This window comes from Spongiactinospora sp. TRM90649 (genome assembly GCF_029382225.1).
In the GTDB taxonomy this organism is placed as follows: Bacteria; Actinomycetota; Actinomycetes; order Streptosporangiales; family Streptosporangiaceae; genus Spongiactinospora.
The window spans coordinates 1-18,480 of the sequence record NZ_JARLTC010000053.1 but is presented as its reverse complement, the minus strand read 5'-3'; the positions used below and the strand labels follow the sequence as shown (position 1 = coordinate 18,480).

The following is an 18,480-nucleotide window of genomic DNA, read 5'->3' as shown; positions in this document are numbered from 1 at the left end:
CACCGGCGCACGGGCACGGTCGGCCGATCAGGCGGCCGGTGGGTGTTGGAGGAGGCTCACGCCAAAGGAGCCAAAAGGGTCAGATCGCGCGCGACACCCGCAGCAGAGCGGTGTCCGAGGAGGTGAGAACCCCCGCATGGACATACCAGGAGCCGGGGACGTCCGGCTTCGGTCCTTGGGACGTGGTGTAGCTGAAGAAGACGACGCCCTTCTCCCGCAGCATCGCCTCGACGGCGCTGACGCTCCGCCGCGCGTACGGCATGCGGAACAGCGGCTCCCCCGGGTCGTCGATCGGCGCGAGCGTCTCGTACCGCTCCCCCGGCCTGGCCGGGCGGCCGAGGAGGATGACGCCGCCGCCCCGGTAGTCCACCGGCACCCGGAGCCCGATCGGGCAGCCCGCCCGCCCGCAGTCGGGCCAGGCGGCGATGGCGGTGATCCGGCCGTCCGCGCCGGACGGCACGCCCGTCGCCCGGAAGATCCTGGCGTCCGGCACCACGATCTGGCCCACCCGGCTCACGGGGGCGGCCTTGAGCTGGATCGCGAGCCGGATCCCCGCCCGGCTGAGCTGCTCCTGGTACTGCCCGGGATCGGCATAGGCGTCGATCACAGTGATCGTGAAGAACGCCCCCTGCCGCTCGATCTCCAACGCCTGCGCGGGCGACGGCCCCCCAGCGAACGTCACAAGCGCGGTAACGAGCGCGACCACGACCGGCAGCACGAGTCGGGGCAGTCTGAGGCGTCGTGTTGGGGCCGGGGCCGCGACCGGCGTGGCTGTGGCGGTGATCTCGTCGAGGAGGGCGCGGGCGCCTGGGGTCATGCCGGGGCCGGGGTCGCGGGCCAGGTCGGCGACCATGCGGTCGATGTCGGTCGTCATGGGCGCCCCTTCGCGAGTGCCACGGCGCGCGCCCCGTATCGCGCGAGGTCGAGTCCGGCGCAGGCCAGTTCGGCGGCCAGGCGTTTGCGTGCCCGGTGCAGCCGGATCCGTGCCGCGCCGCCGGAGCAGCCGAGCACGGTGGCGATCTGACCCGAGGTGAGCCCTTCCCACACGGCGAGCGAGAGTAGTTCCCGGTCCGCCTCGCCGAGCCGGGCGAAGGCGTCGCGTACGGCCTGCGGCGCGGAGGGCCCCTCGGGCTCGGTGCGATCCCATTCGGCGAGTTCGGCGCGCAGGCGTTCGGCGAGCGCGGAGCGCCGCGACTCGCCCCGCCGCTGGTTGGCCAGGACGCGGCGGGCCACGCCGTACAGCCAGAGGCGGGCCTGCTCCCCCTCGGGGAGGTCGTCCGCGCGCCGCCAGGCGGTCGCGAACGTCTCGGCGAGCGCGTCGGCCGCGTCGTCCGGGGAGTCCGTGCGCCGCCGGACGTAGCCGAGCAGGTCCGGGTAGTGCGCCTGGTAGATCTCCTCGAAGCGCTGCTTGCGGTCAGGTGGGCCCACACTGCCACCTTTCGATGAGGGCTCGCTCGTCTACCTTGCACATGTCCGGATGAACACAAGTGTTTCGCGCTATCTCACGACTTGCCGTAAAGACACTTTTCACAACCGGCCGTGTCAGGATTGTTGACCATGGGAACTAGCCCTGCATGACGACGCCCCCCACCTCCGAAACCGGACAGGTCTCCCTCAAACAGGCCATCGGCCCGAAGCTCCTCATCCTGTTCATCGTCGGCGACATCCTGGGCACCGGCGTGTACGCGCTCACCGGCTCCGTCGCGGGGCGGATCGGCGGGGCCCTGTGGATGCCGTTCCTGTTCGGCTTCGTCATCGCGCTGCTGACCGCGATGTCGTACGTCGAGCTGGTGACGAAGTATCCGAAGGCGGCGGGGGCCGCGCTCTACACCCAGCGCGCCTTCAAGATCCCGTTCTTCACCTTCATGGTGGCGTTCACCGTGATGTGCTCCGGGCTGACCTCGGCCGGCGCCGCGTCGCTGGCGATCGGCGGCGACTACCTGGCGGAGTTCGTCACCGTGCCCGCCGTCGTCGTCGGGATCGTCTTCATCGTCGCCGTGGCGCTGCTGAACTACCGGGGCGTCTCGGAGTCGGTGAAGACCAACATCGTGCTCACCGTGGTCGAGCTGACCGGCCTGCTGGTGATCATCGGCATCGGCGTCTACGCGGTGGCCACCGGCATGGGCGAGCCGGAGCGGCTGGTCCAGATCGAGTCCGGCGACGCGGGCGGGCTGCTGTTCGCGCTGCTCGGCAGCACGGCGCTGGCCTTCTTCGCGTTCGTCGGCTTCGAGGACTCGGTGAACATGGCCGAGGAGACCAAGCACCCCTCGCGCGACTTCCCCCGGGCGATCTTCCTCGGCGTGGCCATCACCAGCGCCATCTACATCCTGGTCGCGATCACCTCGTCCCTCCTGGTGGACTTCCGCGTGCTGGAGGACTCCACGGGGCCGCTGCTCGAAGTGGTCAAGGCCGGTGGGCTGAGCTTCCCGCCGCAGGCCTTCGCGATCATCGCGATCTTCGCGGTGGCCAACTCCGCGCTGATCAACATGATGATGGCCTCCCGCCTGGTCTACGGCCTGGCCAACGAGCGGGTCGTGCCCAAGGGGCTGGCGTGGGTCGATCCGCGCCGCCGCACGCCGGTGATCGGCATCGTGTTCACCACCCTGCTGGCCATCGGGCTGATCTCCACCGGCGGCATCGAGGGGCTGGGCGACACCACCGCGTTCCTGCTGCTGTGCGTGTTCACCGTGGTCAACGTGGCCGTACTGGTGCTGCGCCGCGACGAGGTGGAGCATTCGCACTACCGCGCCCCGACCGCGCTCCCGGTGATCGGGGCGGTGCTGGCGCTGGTCCTGGCGAGCCCGCTGACCGGCCGACCGGTCGAGGTCTACGCCCGCGCGGGCGTGCTGCTGGCCATCGGGCTGGTGCTGTGGCTGGTCAACCGGGCGCTGCTGCGGCGGCACACCCGGGCGACCGCGCCGGCGGAGTAGCCCGTTCACATCAGGTTTGCAGGGGGATCCGTAGCTTCCCCCCATGCGCAGACCCCTAGCGGTGATCGCCGCCGCCGCGCTCACGGCCGCGGCGTGCAGCACCCCATCCGAACCCGCGCGACCGTCCGCCGCGAGCGGCGCGGCCCAGTGCGATCCCGAGATCGCGTCCGAGCTCCGCGCGTGGGCGAAAGCCGGGTTCAGCGGCTCGATCGCGATCTCCACGGACGGGCGTCCCCGCTGCCTGGCCGCGTACGGCACCGCCGACGACGCCGCCCGCGCCCCCAACACCCCGCAGACCGTGTTCGACATCGGGTCGATCACCAAGGCGTTCACCGCCGCCGCCGTCTTCGCCCTCGCCGAGGAGGGCGGGCTGTCGCTCGACGACCGGGCGGGCGAGCTGCTCCCCGGGCTGAAGGGCCCGGCGGCCCGGGCCACGGTCCGGCAGTTGCTGCTGCACACCTCCGGCCTGCGCGGCTCGTACGCCGCCGACGACCAGCCGGTCGGCGCGGACGCCGCCCTCGCCGGGATCGGCGGGCTGGAGGCGGCCTTCCCTCCCGGCGAGGGCTACCTCTACTCCAATGCCGGATACACCCTGCTGGCCCTGATCGTGGAGAAGGTGTCCGGCACGACGTTCCGCTCGTACGTGGCCGCCGAGGTGCTGCGGCTGCCCGGCGGCCGGACGGCGGGCGGCTTCTGGGAGGGGCAGCCCGCCGCGCCGGGCCCCCGGGCGGTCGGCGTGCTCGACGACGGCACCCCCGGACGGCCGGGCGGGCGCTTCGCGGGGCCGTACTGGGCGATCGAGGGCAACGGCGGCCTGGCCATGACCACCCGCGACCTCGCCGACTGGACCCACGCCCTGTTCACCGGAAAGATCGTCTCCCCCGCCTCGGCGAAGTCCCTGGCCACCCCCGGCGTGGAGATCGAGGAAGGCCGGTCGGAGACCCCCGGATGGGTCGCCGTGGACGCCGAGGTGTTCGGCCTGCCGTTCCTGACCGCCTCCGGCGGCGGTGGCGACGCCGGCCAGACCGCCACCGTGGTCTGGGTCCCCGGACGGCGGATCGCGATCGCGATCGCGGCCAACAGGCCGAAGATCCCCGCCGGTGACCTGATGCGCGTGATCGGCCCGGCGCTGCTGGCCGGTGAGCCGCTGCCCACCCCCACCGGCGAGAGGGTGGATCCCGGCGACCTCGGCGCTATCGTCGGGACCTACGAGCTGGACTCGGGAGGTTCCTACGACGTGCGCACCGCCGACGGCAGGCTGCTGGTCACCCCGAGCGGCGTGGACGCCGTCCGGGCGCTGTTCCCGCCGCGCGGGCTCACCCGCGCCGAGCTGGGCCGGCACGAGCGCCGCGTGCTCGCCCTGCTGACCGGCGCCACCCGGGAGGGCCGCAAGGAGAGGGCCGCGATCGAGGAGTCCGGTGGCCCGATCAGACGTGTCCGGCCCGCCGGCACTCTGACAGCCGGGGGCGAGATCCGCACCTACGTCACCTTGACCACGGGCTCCCGGTCGATCCTGTGCTGGTACGCGGTGAACGAGGAGGGCGGCGTCGAGGCGTCGTCGGTGCCCGGCGCGCCCGCCCGGCTTGCCCTCCTGTCCACCGGGAAGAACCGCTTCCAGCCCGACGACCCGGTGGGCGTCGGGCCGCAGGTGCGCCTGACCTTCGAGGAGGGGACCATGAAGATCACCGGCCCGGACGGGCGGGCGACCGCGCGCCGGCGCGGCTGACCGGCCGTGCGGATCCTGCTCATCGAGGACGACCCCGACCTCGCCGGAATCGTCGCCCTCGGCCTGCGCAACGAGTCGTACGCGGTCGATCTGGCGGCGACCTGCCGCGCGGCGGAGGAGGCGCTGCGCACCACCGCCTACGACGTCGCCTGCTTCGACCTGGGCCTGCCCGACGGCGACGGCCTCGACCTGGTGCGGCGCCTGGGCACGGACGGCGAGCTGCGACGGCCCCGTCGCACGCTGGTGCTGACCGCCCGCGACGCGGTCGCCGACCGGGTGGCCGGGCTCGACGCCGGGGCCGACGACTACCTGGTCAAGCCGTTCCACTTCAGCGAGCTGGTGGCCCGGCTGCGGGCCCTGGCCCGCCGCGCCGACGACCACGGCACGCTGCTGCGGGCCGGGGAGCTGACCCTCGACCTGGCCGCCCACCGGGCCTGGCGCTCCGGCGCGGAGCTGGACCTCACCGCGCGCGAGTACGCCCTGCTGCGCTACTTCATGCACCACCCCGGCGAGCTGCTGTCCGCCGAGGACCTGCTGGAACACGTGTGGGACGCGCACGCCAACCCGTTCACCGCGTCGGTGCGGGTCATCCTCAGCCGGTTGCGGCGCAAGCTCGGCGACCCGCCGCTGATCGCCACCGTCACCGGCTCCGGCTATCGGCTCGGACGGCCCGCGCCGTGACGCGCCTTCTGGGCTCGCTGCGGATCCGCCTGGCCGTGCTCGGCTTCCTGGCCATCTACCTGCCCGCCCTGCTGCTGTTCGGCGTGGTCCTGGTGACCGAGGTCGAGACGGTCGAGACGAGCGTCGTGGACGGGCGGAACACCACATCCGAGTCCACGCACAGGTCGCCGGCGCTGACCTGGACCATCGTGGGCCTCGCCCCGGCCGCCGCCGGGCTGTCCTGGTGGTGGGCCGCGCGGGCGACCGCCCCGATCGAGCGGGTCCGGGCGACGGCCGACGAGATCGGCGGCACCGGGGGCACCGGGGACACAGACCTGGGCCGCCGCATCGCGCTGGCGAGGGGACCGGCCGAGGCGATGGCGCTGGCGGCGAGCTTCGACGCGATGCTCGACCGGCTGGAGCGGGCCGCCGCGGCGCAGTGGCGGCTGATCGACGAGACCAGCCACGAGCTGCGGGTCCCGCTGTCGGTGCTGATGGCCAACGCGGAGGTGCTGCTGGCCCACCCGGATCCGACCGTCGAGGTCTACCGGGAGGGGCTGGTGCGGTCGCTGACGGCGGCGGAGCGGCTCCGCACGACGCTCGACCAGTTGTTGACCGACGCGCGCACGCGGGCCCGTGCCGTCGAGCGGCGTCCGGCCGACCTGGTGGCGCTGGCGCGGGACGTGACCGAGCAGGCCGGGGTACTGGCGGCCAGGAAGGGGATCACCGTCACCGTGGCGGGGCCGGACGACGCGGTGTGCTCGGTGGACGAGCCGACCGTCTCCCGCGCGCTGGCCAACCTGCTGGACAACGCGATCAGGTACGCGCCCGGGGGGTCGGGCGTGGAGATCACCGTGGCGGTGGACGGCGGGACGGCCGAGGTCGTGGTGACCGACCACGGGCCGGGCATTCCCGTCGCCGAGCGTGAGCACGTCTTCGAGCGCTTCTGGCGCGGACGGCGCGACGTGCCGGGCACCGGGCTCGGCCTGCCGATCGCGCGTCAGGTCGCGCTCGCCCACGGGGGCGATCTCACGCTGTCCGCCCCCGAGGGGGGCGGATGCGCGTTCCGGCTCACCCTGCGCCGCTGACCGGACCCACCGCGACCCGCCGCCGGGCGAGCCTGCTGGCCGCGACGAACGCGTCGGCGATCTCGCGGGCGGCGTGCTCGGCCGGGGTGACGTTGGTGGCGATCCGGAGGTGGAACCGGAGGTCCGCGGCCGGCGGGACCGCCCCCACGGCGTCCTGCCGGCCCCGGAGCCGCGGGCCGCCGGCGTCGTCGGCCCTGCGCCGCAGCCGCTCGCGGCGGATCTCCGGGGGCGTGACCAGCAGGACCCGCACCCATTCGCCCATCACGGACAGCCCCTCGACGTCGCGAGAGGAGCCCACGTGGACCACGGGGACGAGCCCGGCCTGGGCGATGTGCTCGATGGGATGGCGGTCGATGACGTAGCGGTTGCCGTCACGGCGGGTGTCGGCGATGATGCGCCCTGCCGCGCGCAGTCGCTCGACCTGCTCGTGGGTGACCTGGTCGTGGTCGTCGGCGTGGTCGTCGCCGACCACGAGGCTGCGGGCCAGCACGAATCGGGGGTCGAGTTCGTGCAGCGCGCCGGTGACGGTGCTCTTGCCGCTGGCGGGCGGGCCACAGAGGATTATGCCGGTGATCCTCATGACGCGATCCGCTTAGGTCGATCCAGGTCGGCCGGAGCTCTTCCTCGTCTTCATCGCTTCCCTTCGCGTGCACCCGGGGGGACGTGCGGGACAAGTGGGAGGCGTGTGAAAACACGCTGTAAACATTAGTCAGGCGGCAGTGAAGAATCCTAGCTATCCGGTGCGGGCCCCGGAAAGCCCCGTTAACCAATGGGTTGAGCCACCTGGAATGAGAATCCGGGATCCGGGCCGGTCAGCGGCTCGCCATACCACTCAATACCGATCTAGCCCGCAACAATCCATAGCACCCTCCCATCCACGGCGTGTGCCATCGTGATCACCCGCCGGGGCCGGTCGGCGGCCCCGGCAGGATGCCGACCTGGCAATCGACCGCACTGATCACCTGTCCGGGACCGGCCGGCCGCGCGCCCCCGAACGCCGGCTCATACCGGCGCGGGATGCCCCTCGCCGGTTTCGGAGCCGACGGCCCGCCATGGAAATTCCGACCGAAATCTCTGGACAACACTGGATGACATACCAATTACCCGCGGCTTTCCTGAACGGACCCGATCGGCCACGCGCCGTGCAGCAGATCACGCGGATCGAGACGGGCCTTCAGCCGGGCCAGGCGCTCATGGTCGCCGGGTTCGAACGCCGACCGCACGGTGTCCTTGTCAAGGGGCCCATAACTGAAATTCAGCAGCGTGCCGACCGCCTCGCGCTCGAACGGCGCGACGGCGGCGCGGTGCGCGGCGCGGGCGGACTCCTCGCCGCCGGGCTCGACCGGTGAGAGCACGTTAAGCGAGTACCGCGCCGCGCCCCGGTGACCGATCGCGTTCGGGACGCGCGGCGGGCGGGCCAGCGCGCCGCCGAGGTGGCGGAACTGCACGACCGTCATCACCGGCGCGGACGGCCCGGTCGTCGCGAGCAGCGTGGCCAGGGTGTCCGGGTCGAGGTCGCGCAGCAGGCGGTTCCGCGACAGGTAGGCGTGCGGGTGGTCCGGCTCGTCGAAGATCGTCGCCGACTCGGTGTAGGGCAGCTCCCGCAGCGTGTCGCGCAGCGCCGGGCCGAGGGCGCGCAGCGGCTCGGTCAGCCGCCGTCCCTCCTCCTCGGCGCCCAGGTGGGCGATCTGGATCTGCGCGACGTACCGCCCGCGCAGCGGCTCGGGGATCATCGGCAGGTCCGGCATGGGCAGCAGGGCCACGGCCGAGGTCGTCTCCTCGGGCACGGTGGCCGTCCACCGGTGCCAAGCCGTCAGGACGCCCGGCACCCGCTCGACGTCGAAGTACAGGCCGCCGCCGTACAGGCGCTCCACCGGCACCAGGCCGATCTCCATGCCGGTGACCACGCCGAAGGCCCCGCCCCCGCCGCGCAGCGCCCAGAACAGGCCGGGCTCGGTGTCCGGCGTCACGTCCCTGATCCGCCCGTCGGCCGTCACGACGGTGAGGCGGCGGACGTGGTCGGCGGCGAAGCCGTACCGCCTGGCCATCAGCCCGACGCCGCCGCCCAGCGTGTACGGCACCGCCCCCACCCCCGGCGAGCTGCCCGACAGCGGCGCCAGCCCGTGCGGGGCCGCCGCCTCGATCACGCGCCCCCAGCTCGCCCCCGCCTCGACCCACGCGGTGCCCGCCACGGGGTCCACCCGGACGCCCGACATGCGCCGGGTGCTGATCAGGACACCGCCCTCCAGCGGCTCGCCGAGCCCGTGCCCGCCGGCCTGGACCGCGACCCGGAGCCCTTCCCGCGCGGCGTGCTCGACGGCGGCCCGGACGTCCTCTGCGCCGGTCGCCGCCACCACCAGCGCGGGCCGGTGCGCCGTGACCCGCTGGTAGCCGCCGCGCTGCTCGTCGTACTCCACGCTCTCCGGCGTGTAGACCGGCCCTTCGGTTCCCTTGAGTTCGCTCATGCGACCCAACCTAGGAGCCCCTTAGGACATAACTTGTCCTTGATGTGAGGCAATCTGGTCGCGTGGACTCGACGCGCAAGGACATGCCAGGACGGCTGCTGCGGCTGCTGTCCCTGCTGCAGAGCAGACGCGAGTGGCCGGGGGCCGAACTGGCCGACCGCCTCGGCGTCACGGTGCGGACGGTGCGCCGCGACGTGGAGCGGCTGCGGGCCCTGGACTACCCGGTCGAGGGCACCACGGGCACCGCCGGAGGCTACCGGCTGATCTCGGGCAGGAACCTGCCGCCGCTGCTGCTCGACGACGAGGAGGCGGTGGCGGTGGCGGTCGGGCTGGTGACGTCGGCGGGCGGGAGCGTGGCCGGGATCGAGGAGAGCTCCATGCGGGCGCTGGCCAAGCTGGAGCAGGTCCTCCCGGCGCGGTTGCGGCCCCGGCTCGCGGCGATGGGCGGCGTGACGGAGGCGGTGCCGTACCGGCACGCCCATCCGGCCGATCCGGCGACGCTCGCCGTATTGGCGTCCGTCTGCCGTGACCGGCGCGTCCTGACCTTCTCCTACCGCAGGCGGGAGGGGAGCGAGGAACGGCGCGTCGAGCCGTACAACCTGGTCTCCGCGCACGGCCGGTGGTACCTGCTCGCCTACGACCCCGGGCGCGAGGACTGGCGCACGTTCCGCGTGGACCGGATCGCCGAGCCCCGTCCGACCCACCACCGCTTCGACCCACGGGACCTGCCCGCCCGCGACGCCGCCGACTATCTGACCCGTTCCTTCGCCGAGGCGACCTACCGCCACACGGCCCGGATGACCGTCCGCCTGCCCGCCGACCAGGTGCGCGCCCGGGTGTTCGCCGGCATCCCCGGCGAGATCGAGGACCACGGCCCCGGCGAGTGCGCGATCCGGCTGACCGCCGACTCCCCCGAACTGGTCGTGCAGTACATCGCCGCCGTGGCCGCCCTCGGCGCGGAGTTCACTCTCCAGACCACGGACGAGATCACCCGGCGCCTGCGCGACCTGGCGGCCAGACTGGCGCCTTGACCGCTCTCCTCCCCCAGAGGCCGGGGCGTCCCCAGTGCGGGGGGACGCCCCGGCCCTTCTTTCGCCCCGCCCTTCTCTCGCTCCGGCCCAGGCCGGAGGGGCTGTGACCCAAATCACCTGGCTGCACAGGATGAAAGTTTGCGCATCGTGAAATTTTTGCCGGGCTTCGCCCGTTGTGCCCTTCGTGGAAAGCAGTGAGGAACTCGGGCGGAGGGACCGCAAGAAGCTCGAAACCCGGGCGGCGCTGGAACGCGCCGCGCTCCGGCTGGTGGCCGAACGGGGGCTCGCCGGAGTGACGGTAGAGGACATCGCGGCGGCCGTCGACGTCTCCTACCGGACGTTCTTCAACTACTTCCCGTCCAAGGAGGACGCCCTCATCGGCCGCGATCCGGTCGCCGCCGCCGAGCTGGCCAAGAATCTGGTCGCCGCTCCCGGCGACCTGCCGGTGCTCGGCGCGATGCGCCTGGTGCTGCGGGAGACGGGCGCGCGGATGCAGGAGCGGCGCGAGGAGTGGCTGCTCCGGCTGCGGGTCTTCGAGCGGAATCCCGCGCTGCTGGCCAAGCTGCACGCGGGAGGGGTCGAGACCGAGCGCGAGCTGATCGCCGCCATACGCGAGCGGCTCGGCGCCGGCCCCCTGCCCGGACCGGACGACCACGGCTACGCCGAGCTGGTCACCGCGGTCGCCCTGACGACCTTCCGGGTCGCCATGCTGCGGTGGAGCGCCGCAGGCGGCGAGTCCAGCCTGCCGGCCCTGCTCGACGACGCCTTCGACAAGGTCGCGGCGGGTCTTCCCGACCCCTGACCGCTCCCGGCTCCCCGACCTCCGACCTCCCGACCCACCCGTGCCCGTCGGTCACGGGCCCGGGGTGCGCCCTGCCGTGAGCGCGCACAGCCCCGAGAGACAAGAGAAGGAAGAATGACGACCACTGACGCCCAACCCGGTCAAGCGGACGCCGCCACCGGTCCCATCCCCCGGAGAAAGGTCCTCCAGGCACTGTCCGGGCTGATGGTGGGCATGTTCGTGTCCATCCTGGCCTCGACCATCGTGGCCAACGCACTGCCGACGATCATCGCCGACCTGCACGGCTCGCAGACCGTCTACACCTGGATCGTCACCGCCGAGCTGCTGGCCATGACCGCCACGGTCCCGATCTGGGGCAAGATGGCCGACCTCTACAGCAAGAAACTGCTCATCCAGCTCTCCCTGAGCCTCTTCGTGGCCGGTTCGCTGATCGCGGGCCTGACGCCCAACGTGGAGATCCTGATCGTCAGCCGCGTCGTGCAGGGCGTCGGCGCGGGCGGCATGTCGGCCCTCGCCATGATCGTGATGGCCGCCATGATCCCGCCGCGTGAGCTGGGCCGTTACGCCGGGATCTTCGGCGCCGTGTTCGGCGTCGGCACCGTCGCGGGCCCGCTCATCGGCGGCGTGCTCGTGGACACCTCCTGGCTCGGCTGGCGCTGGTGCTTCCTGATCGGCGTGCCGTTCACACTCATCGCGATCGTGCTGCTGCAGCGGACGCTGAAGCTGCCCGTGGAGCGCAAGCAGGTCAAGGTGGACTACCTGGGCGCGTTCCTGATCACCGTCGGCGTGAGCACACTGCTGATCTGGTCGTCGCTGGCCGGGCACCAGTTCGAGTGGGCCTCGCTGTGGACCGTCGGCCTGGTCGGCGGCGGCCTGGCGGTGCTGGCGCTGGCGCTGTTCGTGGAGTCGCGGGCGGCCGAGCCGATCATCCCGCTCAGCCTGTTCAGGAACCGGACGGTCACCCTGGCCACCGTGGCGAGCGTGCTGGTCGGCGTGGCCATGTTCGGCGGCACCGTCTTCCTCTCGCAGTACTTCCAGATCGCGCTGGGCAAGTCGCCGACCGTCGCGGGCCTGATGAGCCTGCCGATGGTGTTCGGCCTGCTGGTCTCCTCCACGGTGGCCGGGCAGCTCATCACCAAGTGGGGCCGCTGGAAGGGCTTCCTGGTCGCGGGCGGCGTGATCATGCTGGCCGGGATGGGCCTGCTCAGCACGATCGGCGGGGAGACCGGCGTCCCGGTGCTGATGGTCTACATGGCCGTCCTCGGCATCGGCGTCGGCATGCTCATGCAGAACCTGGTGCTGGCCGCGCAGAACGACGTGCCCGCGAGCGAGCTGGGCGTCACCACCTCGGTGCTCACCTTCTTCCGCAGCATGGGCGGCGCGGTCGGCGTCAGCGCGCTGGGCGCGGTGCTCGCCACCCGCATCACCGACCTGATGGCCGAGCGGCTGCCGATGCTGCCGGGCACCGGGTCGGGCGAGACGGCGGCCGTGCCGAACATCGCCACGCTGCCCGCACCGGTGAAGGCGATCATCCAGGACGTGTACGCCACGGGCACCGCCGAGCTGTTCCTGATCGGCGTCCCGCTCACCGCCCTGGCTCTGCTGGCCGTGCTCTTCATCAAGGAGAAGCCGCTCAACACGCTGTCCGGCGAGGAGCGGCTGGCCAAGGAGCGCGCCGCCGCCGGCAGCCACTGACCCGTCCCCAGGTCCTCCCGCCGCACCGGCGGGAGGACCTCCCACGGGTCAACGCCGTCTCCTTTGGGAAGGATGACGGCGTCTCCCCCATGAGCGTGGCTGTGGAGGAGAACATGACCGGCGTACCCCATGTGACGCTGAACAACGGGGTCACCATCCCGCAACTCGGTCTCGGCGTCTTCCAGGTGCCCTCGGAGACGACGTCCGAGGTGGTCGTCGCGGCCCTGGACGCCGGTTACCGCAGCGTCGACACCGCCGCCGCCTACGGCAACGAGGCCGACGTCGGCAGGGGGCTGGCAGCCTCCGGGGTGCCGCGCGAGGACGTGTTCGTCACCACCAAGCTGTGGAACACCGACCAGGGATACGACGCGGCGCTACGCGCCTTCGACGCCTCGGTGACCGCGCTCGGCCTCGACGTCCTGGACCTCTACCTGATCCACTGGCCCGCGCCCGGCAAGGACCTCTACCTGGACACCTGGCGCGCCCTGGAGCGGCTGCTCGGCGAGCGGCGCGTCCGGGCGATCGGCGTCTCCAACTTCCAGCCCGCGCACCTGACCAGGCTGATCGAGCGGAGCGACACCGTGCCCGCGGTGAACCAGATCGAGCTGCACCCGCTGCTCCAGCAGGCCGGGCTGCGCGCGTTCCACGCCGAGCACGGCATCGCCACCGAGGCGTGGAGCCCGCTCGCCCAGGGCAAGGTGCTCAAGGACCCGGCCGTGGCCGCCATCGCCGAACGGCACGGCAAGTCACCCGCCCAGGTCGTGCTGCGCTGGCACGTCCAGCTCGGCGACATCGTGATCCCCAAGTCGGTGACGCCCGCCCGCATCCGGGGCAACATCGACGTCTTCGACTTCGAGCTGTCCGCGGAGGACATGGCGGCCATCACCGCCCTCGAAACCGGCAAGCGCCTCGGTCCGGATCCCGACGCCTTCGGCTGACCTGCCCGCCTGCGGCGGAAGATCATGGTGAACTATGCCGTATGCGGCGATTCTTGCTTTTTGTCAACGTCACGCTGATCCTCTTATTCACGATCGCCCTGGTCACCGGCGGCCTGCTTGAGTTCGTCTACGCACCGGACGGGTACGTCGTCTACAACGGCTCCTACGAGCCGCTACGGAGCGTGCCGATGGACCCGGCCTACGAGGCCGAGCTGCGCATACGGTTCGACACGACAGGTGGCGCACTGGTCCCGGACCTGCATCAGCTTTCGTCCCTGCTGTTCATGGCGGCGCTGCTGCTCCGGATGATCCTCGCCCCCACCCTGTCCCAGCGCTTCCTCTGGTTCGCGCCGCTGGCCACGACCGTCCTGGCCATGGCCGCCGGCTTCCTCGTGCCCTACCCGGCGATAGGCGAAATGCCCGTTTACGGGCCCTACTCCGTGCACCTGCTGCTGGTGCTCGCCGTGCCCGTGCTGATGGCGTTCGCCTGGTGGCGGTCGCGCACTTCAACGGTTCCGGCCGCCGAGGCGTCTGGGGGGTGACACCGGAGAAGGGGCACCCTTGGACGACGACGCCCGCTTCGCACGCTTCGTAGCCGAACGGGCCGACGCGCCGCGATCAGACCGGCGCGTCGTGGAAGACGCTCTTGCCGGGGCTGAGTTCCAGCCATCCGGTGGTCCGCGACGGCACGAACCGGAAGCCCTCCAGCCGGGAGAACCCCTGGCCGTGGTACCGGGAGCCGACCTGGGAGTAGTCGAGCGACCCCGCCAGCCCGCGCTCGACCTGCCGCAGGTAGACGCGCATCCGCTCGCGCTGCTCGCCTTCGGTCGCCGCGAGGATCCGCTCGGTGAGGTCGCGGTAGCGGCGCTCGGTCTTCTCGATCAGGTCGCACAGGCGGTCCACGGACTGCTGGAGGGTCAGGCCGTCGTCCGTGACGGCGGTGTAGACCAGCGAGTGCTGGAAGTCGCCGCCGTCGCAGTACTCCTTGCGGAAGGTGAGCAGGTCGTTGACATAGGCGAAGTGGGCGCAGCCGACCCGGCGCACCTGGGCGAACAGCTCGGGCAGGCGCTCCATGTCGGCCGACATGTCGATGTCGATCGAGTACTCGCCCAGGTAGTGCACCACGTCGGCGGCCATGCTCCCCTCACGCATCGCCATGTACTCGTCGCGGGTGAAGGTCTCGCCCGAGGCGCGGGCCTCCACCTCGACGGCGGTGCTGCGGACATAGGCGTTCGTGGCGGCGGCGAGCCGGTCCCGCAGGCCGTCCGGCATCCGCGGGCACATCGCGCGCCAGGCGCTCGCCATGAAGCGGCCGATGAACGTGCTCCGCTCCTCTTCCGGGTCGTTGACGGCGGCGGCGAAATCGGCGAGCAGTTCGTCCATCCGGCCGTCGGTCAGGTAGCTCGTGTAAATACAGTCGTCAAGGACGATATGGGCCACCGCCGCGCGCGCGACATCGTGCATCCGGGTGTCGTCGGCGGCCGGATAGCAGACGCAGGCCCACCAGATCCCGTCCCGCAGGGTCGTCTCCAGGATCGCGCGATCGCCGCCGGACAGCTCGCCCAGCAGTTCCTCGGTCCAATCCTCGGCGAAGGCGTCCCACTTCGGGGTCAGCGGATGCCACGAGGAGCTGAGCATGCGGTCGATCTCACGCACGTGGACCCGGGTACCGAACGGGAAGATCCGCGATGGCGCGGGCCCGCCTCGGCTGTGGCTGACGACCAATTTCGTCACTCCCTCACCGGGCGTGCGGGCACGCCAAATTGCCCCCTAGACACCCAACAAATTAGCTTGTCACGCTATGTCAGGCGTATTTCTTCTCAGCCCATAATGAGAGGGTAAGCCGGATTCCGCAAGAAGGAATTCGGTACCTCAGAAGAGAGTCAGCGGCTCGGCGGGCTCCGGATCGGGCAGCGGCTTGACCTCCGGCACCAGCGCCCGCACCTCGTCGTGGAAGCGGCGGGCGAGCGGCAGCGCCTCGGCGTTGTCCGGCGTGTGCACGAACACGGTTGGCGACCGGCCCTCACGCAGCCACCCGGCCACCACGTCGACCCAGTGCCGCCACCCCTCCACGGTGAGGTCGGTGGCGTCGCGTCCCAGGTAGCGGACGATCGGCCGGTCGGTCAGCGCGACCGTGCGGCGGGGCACCCTCGGCTTCTTGGTCCACGCGTCGCGCTCGGCGTCGCTGGTCGGCGGGGTGCGAAAGAGCGTGGTGGTGTCGAAGGTGATCCACTCCGCCCCGGCGGCGCCCAGCACGCGCTCCAGCCGTCCGGCCGCGACGCCCGACGCGTCGCCGAAGAACGCCCGGTCACGGACCTCCACCGCGTACCTGTACGACTCCGGCAACCGGCGCAGGAAAGCGGCCAGCGCCCCGAGGTCTCCCGGCCCGAACGATCCGGGCAACTGCACCCACAGCGCGTGCACCCTCGGCCCCAGCGGCTCGATCGCCCCCAGGAAGGCGGACAGCTCCTCGTCGATCCCGGACAGGCGGCGCTCATGCGTGATCGTCTTCGGCAGCTTGACCACGAACCTGAAGTCCTCACCGGTCTGCCGCGCCCAGGTCTCCACCGTGCTCCTGGCCGGAGTCGCGTAGAAGGTGGTGTTGCCCTCGACGGCGTCGCACCACGAGGCGTACGCGCGCAACCGCTCCGCCGGAGGCAGCGGATGCGCCAGGAAGCGCCCCTGCCAGGGAGTGTGAGTCCACATCGCGCATCCCACATGAAGCCGCATCCCCCGACGCTATCCAACCCCGCACCCCCCGGCATCCCGTCCCCCGCCCGGGAACCGGGCCTCCCCCGGCGTCGCCCCGGACCACGACGAAGGCGCGGCCGTCACGGTCCCCGTTGGGCGTCGGTCAGGTCGGGCGGGGTCGCCGGAAGATAGCCCGCCAAACCCTCACCGGAACCGGGCGAACTCTCCACGCGCCTTCGCGCCGCCGCCATACCCGGCGGAGACCATGGCAAGAGCGATCATCTGCTCGAACCGAGGCGGTTCCATGTCAGACGCGAGTCACTCGTGGCGATCAGAGCCCTATATCCGCTGGGACCTGGTCACCGCCGGCGCCGCCGCGCCGAAGGTGTACGACGTGGCGCCCCGGGAAGGCTGGCCGGGCACGCTCATCGAGATCACCGGTTCGGAGTTCGCCCCGGACCGTGACGACAACCTCGTCGCCATCGGGGGCGAGCGCGCCCTGGTGGTCGAAGCGTCGGCGACGCGGCTGCTGGTGGTGGCCGGTGAGCACACCGAGACCGGGCCGATCATCGTGGAGACCGGCGGTTTCACCGCCGACGGCGGGGAGTTTCAGGTGTTGCCGTGGCCGGACCCCAACGATCCGTCCGCGCGGGGCGCGCCCCGCTTCTTCCACGGCCCCCAGCGGGGCAGCCCGCAGACCAACAAGAAGAACCAGCGAGTGAAGGTCCTGCTGACCTTCCCCACCGACCATGACCCTGACACCCCCGCCCAGCGCGCCACGCTGCGCAACACTCTCATCAACCGATTCGGCCTGGCGGCCGACTATTGGGACCGCGCCTCCTACGGTTCGACCACCTGGGACTTCGACCCCACCGACTGGATCGCGCTGACGAAGACCCGCCGTGACTACTTCTGGGAACAAGGCGACATCGACGACGCCCGCGCCGCGTACCTGAGCACCTCGCGGCGGCTGCTCCGCAACGGCACCAGCATCCTGCACACCTCCAACAGCCCGACCTGGTTCCGGATCGACCACCTTTCCCTGGCGACGTGCCCGGCACCCGACCTTGGTCGCCTGATCGCAGGCGGCCAGCATGGCGTTCACCGTGTCGGTGTCCACGCCCCTGGGCAATGCGCTCATCTGCCAGCTGGCGACCGAGGGCACGGCGTCAGCCAAGTCCCGATCCACGGTCCCGCTGACGAACAGGAAACGCAGCAACGTCCGCACCGAACTCGTCGTGACCTTCATCGACGAGGCCGAATACCGCCTCGACTCCGCGGTGATGAACGCGATGACCGCGGCGGAATCCAGCCCCTCCCACCGCAGCTCGTCCCCGGCCATCAAGGTCCGCAAGACCCCGCGAGCCACGTCCACGCGCTGACGGGCAGTCCTCTCCGCCAACCGGCGTTCTTGCAGCAGGTAGAGGAGATAAGGCCGCAGCGCCAACTCGACCGGGCAGAGGTTCTCCACCGGTCCGGCCTCCGGGATCACCCTGGCCTCCCGCAGGTACGCCAACTGCTTCCGCAACGACCGGATTGTCAGCCACCGGCGGGAGCCGCCAGCCCGACGCACCGCGACGAACCGCTCCAACTGCCGCTCGTCCAGCTCCGCAGGGCCCAGACCCTACGACTCCATCCAGCGACTCAGATGCGCCATCACATACGCGTTGTCCTGCGCGACCCGCGGCGTGTATCCCCACCGGACCACCTCGGCCCGGAACACCGCCACGTGCGACGCCAGCGGACCCGACACCCGAGCCGGATACCGATCAATCGCCATGTCTGCCTCCTTCGTCGGACTCACGAAGAAGACGAGCCATGCCCTCGGTTATGACGGCGTTCTCGGCCGCCGCGGCCCCGCCGACCAGCCACCCCGCAGCCGACCCCGCATAACCGGACGGCCCAGATAATGACCCTTACGGTCGGTGCGGATCAGCGTGCCGTCCAGAACCAGGTGGTGCAGTCCGTCCTCGCGGGCCCTGCTCACGGCCTGTCTGAACTTGGGGGAACGCGTCGACAGCAGTGTCACCGTCTCCTCCACGTGCCGCCATGCGGTCGTCGTCGACACGCCGAATCCCGCGCCGGCCATGTGGAAGGTCTCGCCTTTACGCAGGTGGACCAGGACCAGCAGGGCTTGTCTGCCGGGGTTGAGCCGTCGCCATGGCGAGCGGATCGCCTTGCGGTGCCGCCGGATGATCCCGGCCACGTAGTTGAGGGAGTGGGAGGACAAATCGACGGCGGCACGGTAGAACAGCACCTGGGCCCCTGGTTCAGTTGGATTGTTCTTGGTCGATCAACCCATCTACCAGGGGCTCTCTTGCGTCACTGGCCCTCCGGGCGAACCGCGATCACAACGTGATCAGGCCCCCACCGACAGGGATGTAGGGTCGGGAACTGGCGCGGTGGCGTCTCCTGACGGTAGGGCTCGGGGCCTGTCTTCCGCCGGTTTCCCGG

General features: G+C 71.5%; 16 protein-coding genes and 1 pseudogene. 10 read left to right on the top strand and 7 right to left on the bottom strand.

What is annotated here, in order from left to right; all coding sequences use genetic code 11:
• Nucleotides 1-79 precede the first annotated feature (79 nt).
• Nucleotides 80-874, bottom strand: coding sequence for a hypothetical protein (locus P3X83_RS40905; RefSeq protein ID WP_277310816.1), 795 nt, complete (start codon nucleotides 872-874; stop codon nucleotides 80-82).
• On the bottom strand, nucleotides 871-1,428 hold the full coding sequence (locus P3X83_RS40900; RefSeq protein WP_277310814.1) for an RNA polymerase sigma factor: 558 nt from the start codon (nucleotides 1,426-1,428) through the stop codon (nucleotides 871-873). The genes P3X83_RS40905 and P3X83_RS40900 overlap by 4 nt, the downstream gene beginning before the upstream one ends.
• Before the next feature lie 146 nt (nucleotides 1,429-1,574).
• On the opposite strand from P3X83_RS40900, the gene P3X83_RS40895 reads away from it, so the two are divergent.
• From P3X83_RS40895 to P3X83_RS40880, 4 genes are read left to right on the top strand one after another with little or no spacing between them, the layout of a single operon-like run.
• Nucleotides 1,575-2,930 carry an APC family permease gene (locus P3X83_RS40895; RefSeq protein WP_277310813.1) on the top strand — a complete coding sequence of 452 codons (1,356 nt, stop codon included), beginning with the start codon at nucleotides 1,575-1,577 and terminating at the stop codon, nucleotides 2,928-2,930.
• 43 nt (nucleotides 2,931-2,973) lie between these two features.
• The gene (locus tag P3X83_RS40890) at nucleotides 2,974-4,656 is read left to right on the top strand and encodes a serine hydrolase domain-containing protein (RefSeq protein WP_277310812.1); all 1,683 of its coding nucleotides are present in this window, start codon (nucleotides 2,974-2,976) and stop codon (nucleotides 4,654-4,656) included.
• Nucleotides 4,657-4,662: 6 nt separating this feature from the next.
• Nucleotides 4,663-5,337 carry a response regulator transcription factor gene (locus tag P3X83_RS40885; RefSeq protein WP_277310811.1) on the top strand — a complete coding sequence of 225 codons (675 nt, stop codon included), beginning with the start codon at nucleotides 4,663-4,665 and terminating at the stop codon, nucleotides 5,335-5,337.
• Complete coding sequence (locus P3X83_RS40880; protein ID WP_277310810.1) at nucleotides 5,334-6,404, top strand: HAMP domain-containing sensor histidine kinase; 1,071 nt, start codon at nucleotides 5,334-5,336, stop codon at nucleotides 6,402-6,404. Before P3X83_RS40885 ends, P3X83_RS40880 begins: the two co-directional genes overlap by 4 nt.
• On the opposite strand, the gene P3X83_RS40875 is transcribed toward P3X83_RS40880, so the two are convergent.
• Together P3X83_RS40875 and P3X83_RS40870 are read right to left on the bottom strand one after the other, a co-directional pair.
• Nucleotides 6,388-6,984, bottom strand: a complete 597-nt coding sequence (locus P3X83_RS40875; protein ID WP_277310809.1) for an AAA family ATPase — start codon at nucleotides 6,982-6,984, stop codon at nucleotides 6,388-6,390. The two genes, P3X83_RS40880 and P3X83_RS40875, sit on opposite strands and share 17 nt — an antisense overlap.
• 520 nt (nucleotides 6,985-7,504) lie before the next feature.
• Nucleotides 7,505-8,869, bottom strand: a complete 1,365-nt coding sequence (locus tag P3X83_RS40870) for an FAD-binding oxidoreductase (protein WP_277310808.1) — start codon at nucleotides 8,867-8,869, stop codon at nucleotides 7,505-7,507.
• A gap of 62 nt (nucleotides 8,870-8,931) precedes the next feature.
• Between P3X83_RS40870 and P3X83_RS40865 the strand changes: the two genes are divergently transcribed.
• The 5 genes from P3X83_RS40865 (at nucleotide 8,932) to P3X83_RS40845 (ending at nucleotide 13,877) form a co-directional block, all read left to right on the top strand.
• Nucleotides 8,932-9,900: a YafY family protein gene (locus tag P3X83_RS40865; protein WP_277310807.1), complete on the top strand. Its 969-nt coding sequence runs from the start codon at nucleotides 8,932-8,934 to the stop codon at nucleotides 9,898-9,900.
• 184 nt (nucleotides 9,901-10,084) lie between these two features.
• Nucleotides 10,085-10,702 (top strand): TetR family transcriptional regulator, encoded by a 618-nt coding sequence (locus tag P3X83_RS40860; RefSeq protein WP_277310806.1) that lies wholly within the window; start codon nucleotides 10,085-10,087, stop codon nucleotides 10,700-10,702.
• Between the two features lie 114 nt (nucleotides 10,703-10,816).
• A complete protein-coding gene (locus P3X83_RS40855) occupies nucleotides 10,817-12,397 on the top strand; it encodes an MDR family MFS transporter (protein WP_277310805.1) in 1,581 nt (526 codons plus the stop codon).
• 113 nt (nucleotides 12,398-12,510) lie between these two features.
• Nucleotides 12,511-13,335, top strand: coding sequence for an aldo/keto reductase (locus P3X83_RS40850; protein WP_277310842.1), 825 nt, complete (start codon nucleotides 12,511-12,513; stop codon nucleotides 13,333-13,335).
• Nucleotides 13,336-13,388: 53 nt separating this feature from the next.
• Nucleotides 13,389-13,877 (top strand): hypothetical protein, encoded by a 489-nt coding sequence (locus P3X83_RS40845; protein ID WP_277310804.1) that lies wholly within the window; start codon nucleotides 13,389-13,391, stop codon nucleotides 13,875-13,877.
• Nucleotides 13,878-13,953: 76 nt separating this feature from the next.
• Here P3X83_RS40845 and P3X83_RS40840 read toward each other — a convergent pair whose 3' ends face one another.
• Nucleotides 13,954-14,991 carry a terpene synthase family protein gene (locus P3X83_RS40840; RefSeq protein WP_277310803.1) on the bottom strand — a complete coding sequence of 346 codons (1,038 nt, stop codon included), beginning with the start codon at nucleotides 14,989-14,991 and terminating at the stop codon, nucleotides 13,954-13,956.
• Nucleotides 14,992-15,207: 216 nt separating this feature from the next.
• On the bottom strand, nucleotides 15,208-16,041 hold the full coding sequence (locus P3X83_RS40835; protein ID WP_277310802.1) for a DUF72 domain-containing protein: 834 nt from the start codon (nucleotides 16,039-16,041) through the stop codon (nucleotides 15,208-15,210).
• Between the two features lie 289 nt (nucleotides 16,042-16,330).
• Here P3X83_RS40835 and P3X83_RS40830 point away from each other — a divergent pair, with 289 nt between their 5' ends.
• On the top strand, nucleotides 16,331-17,860 hold the full coding sequence (locus P3X83_RS40830) for an IPT/TIG domain-containing protein (protein WP_277310801.1): 1,530 nt from the start codon (nucleotides 16,331-16,333) through the stop codon (nucleotides 17,858-17,860).
• An 84-nt stretch (nucleotides 17,861-17,944) separates the two neighbouring features.
• On the opposite strand, the pseudogene P3X83_RS40825 reads toward P3X83_RS40830, so the two are convergent.
• A pseudogene (locus tag P3X83_RS40825) lies at nucleotides 17,945-18,283 on the bottom strand (transposase family protein); the annotation flags it as partial.
• Nucleotides 18,284-18,480 lie beyond the last annotated feature (197 nt).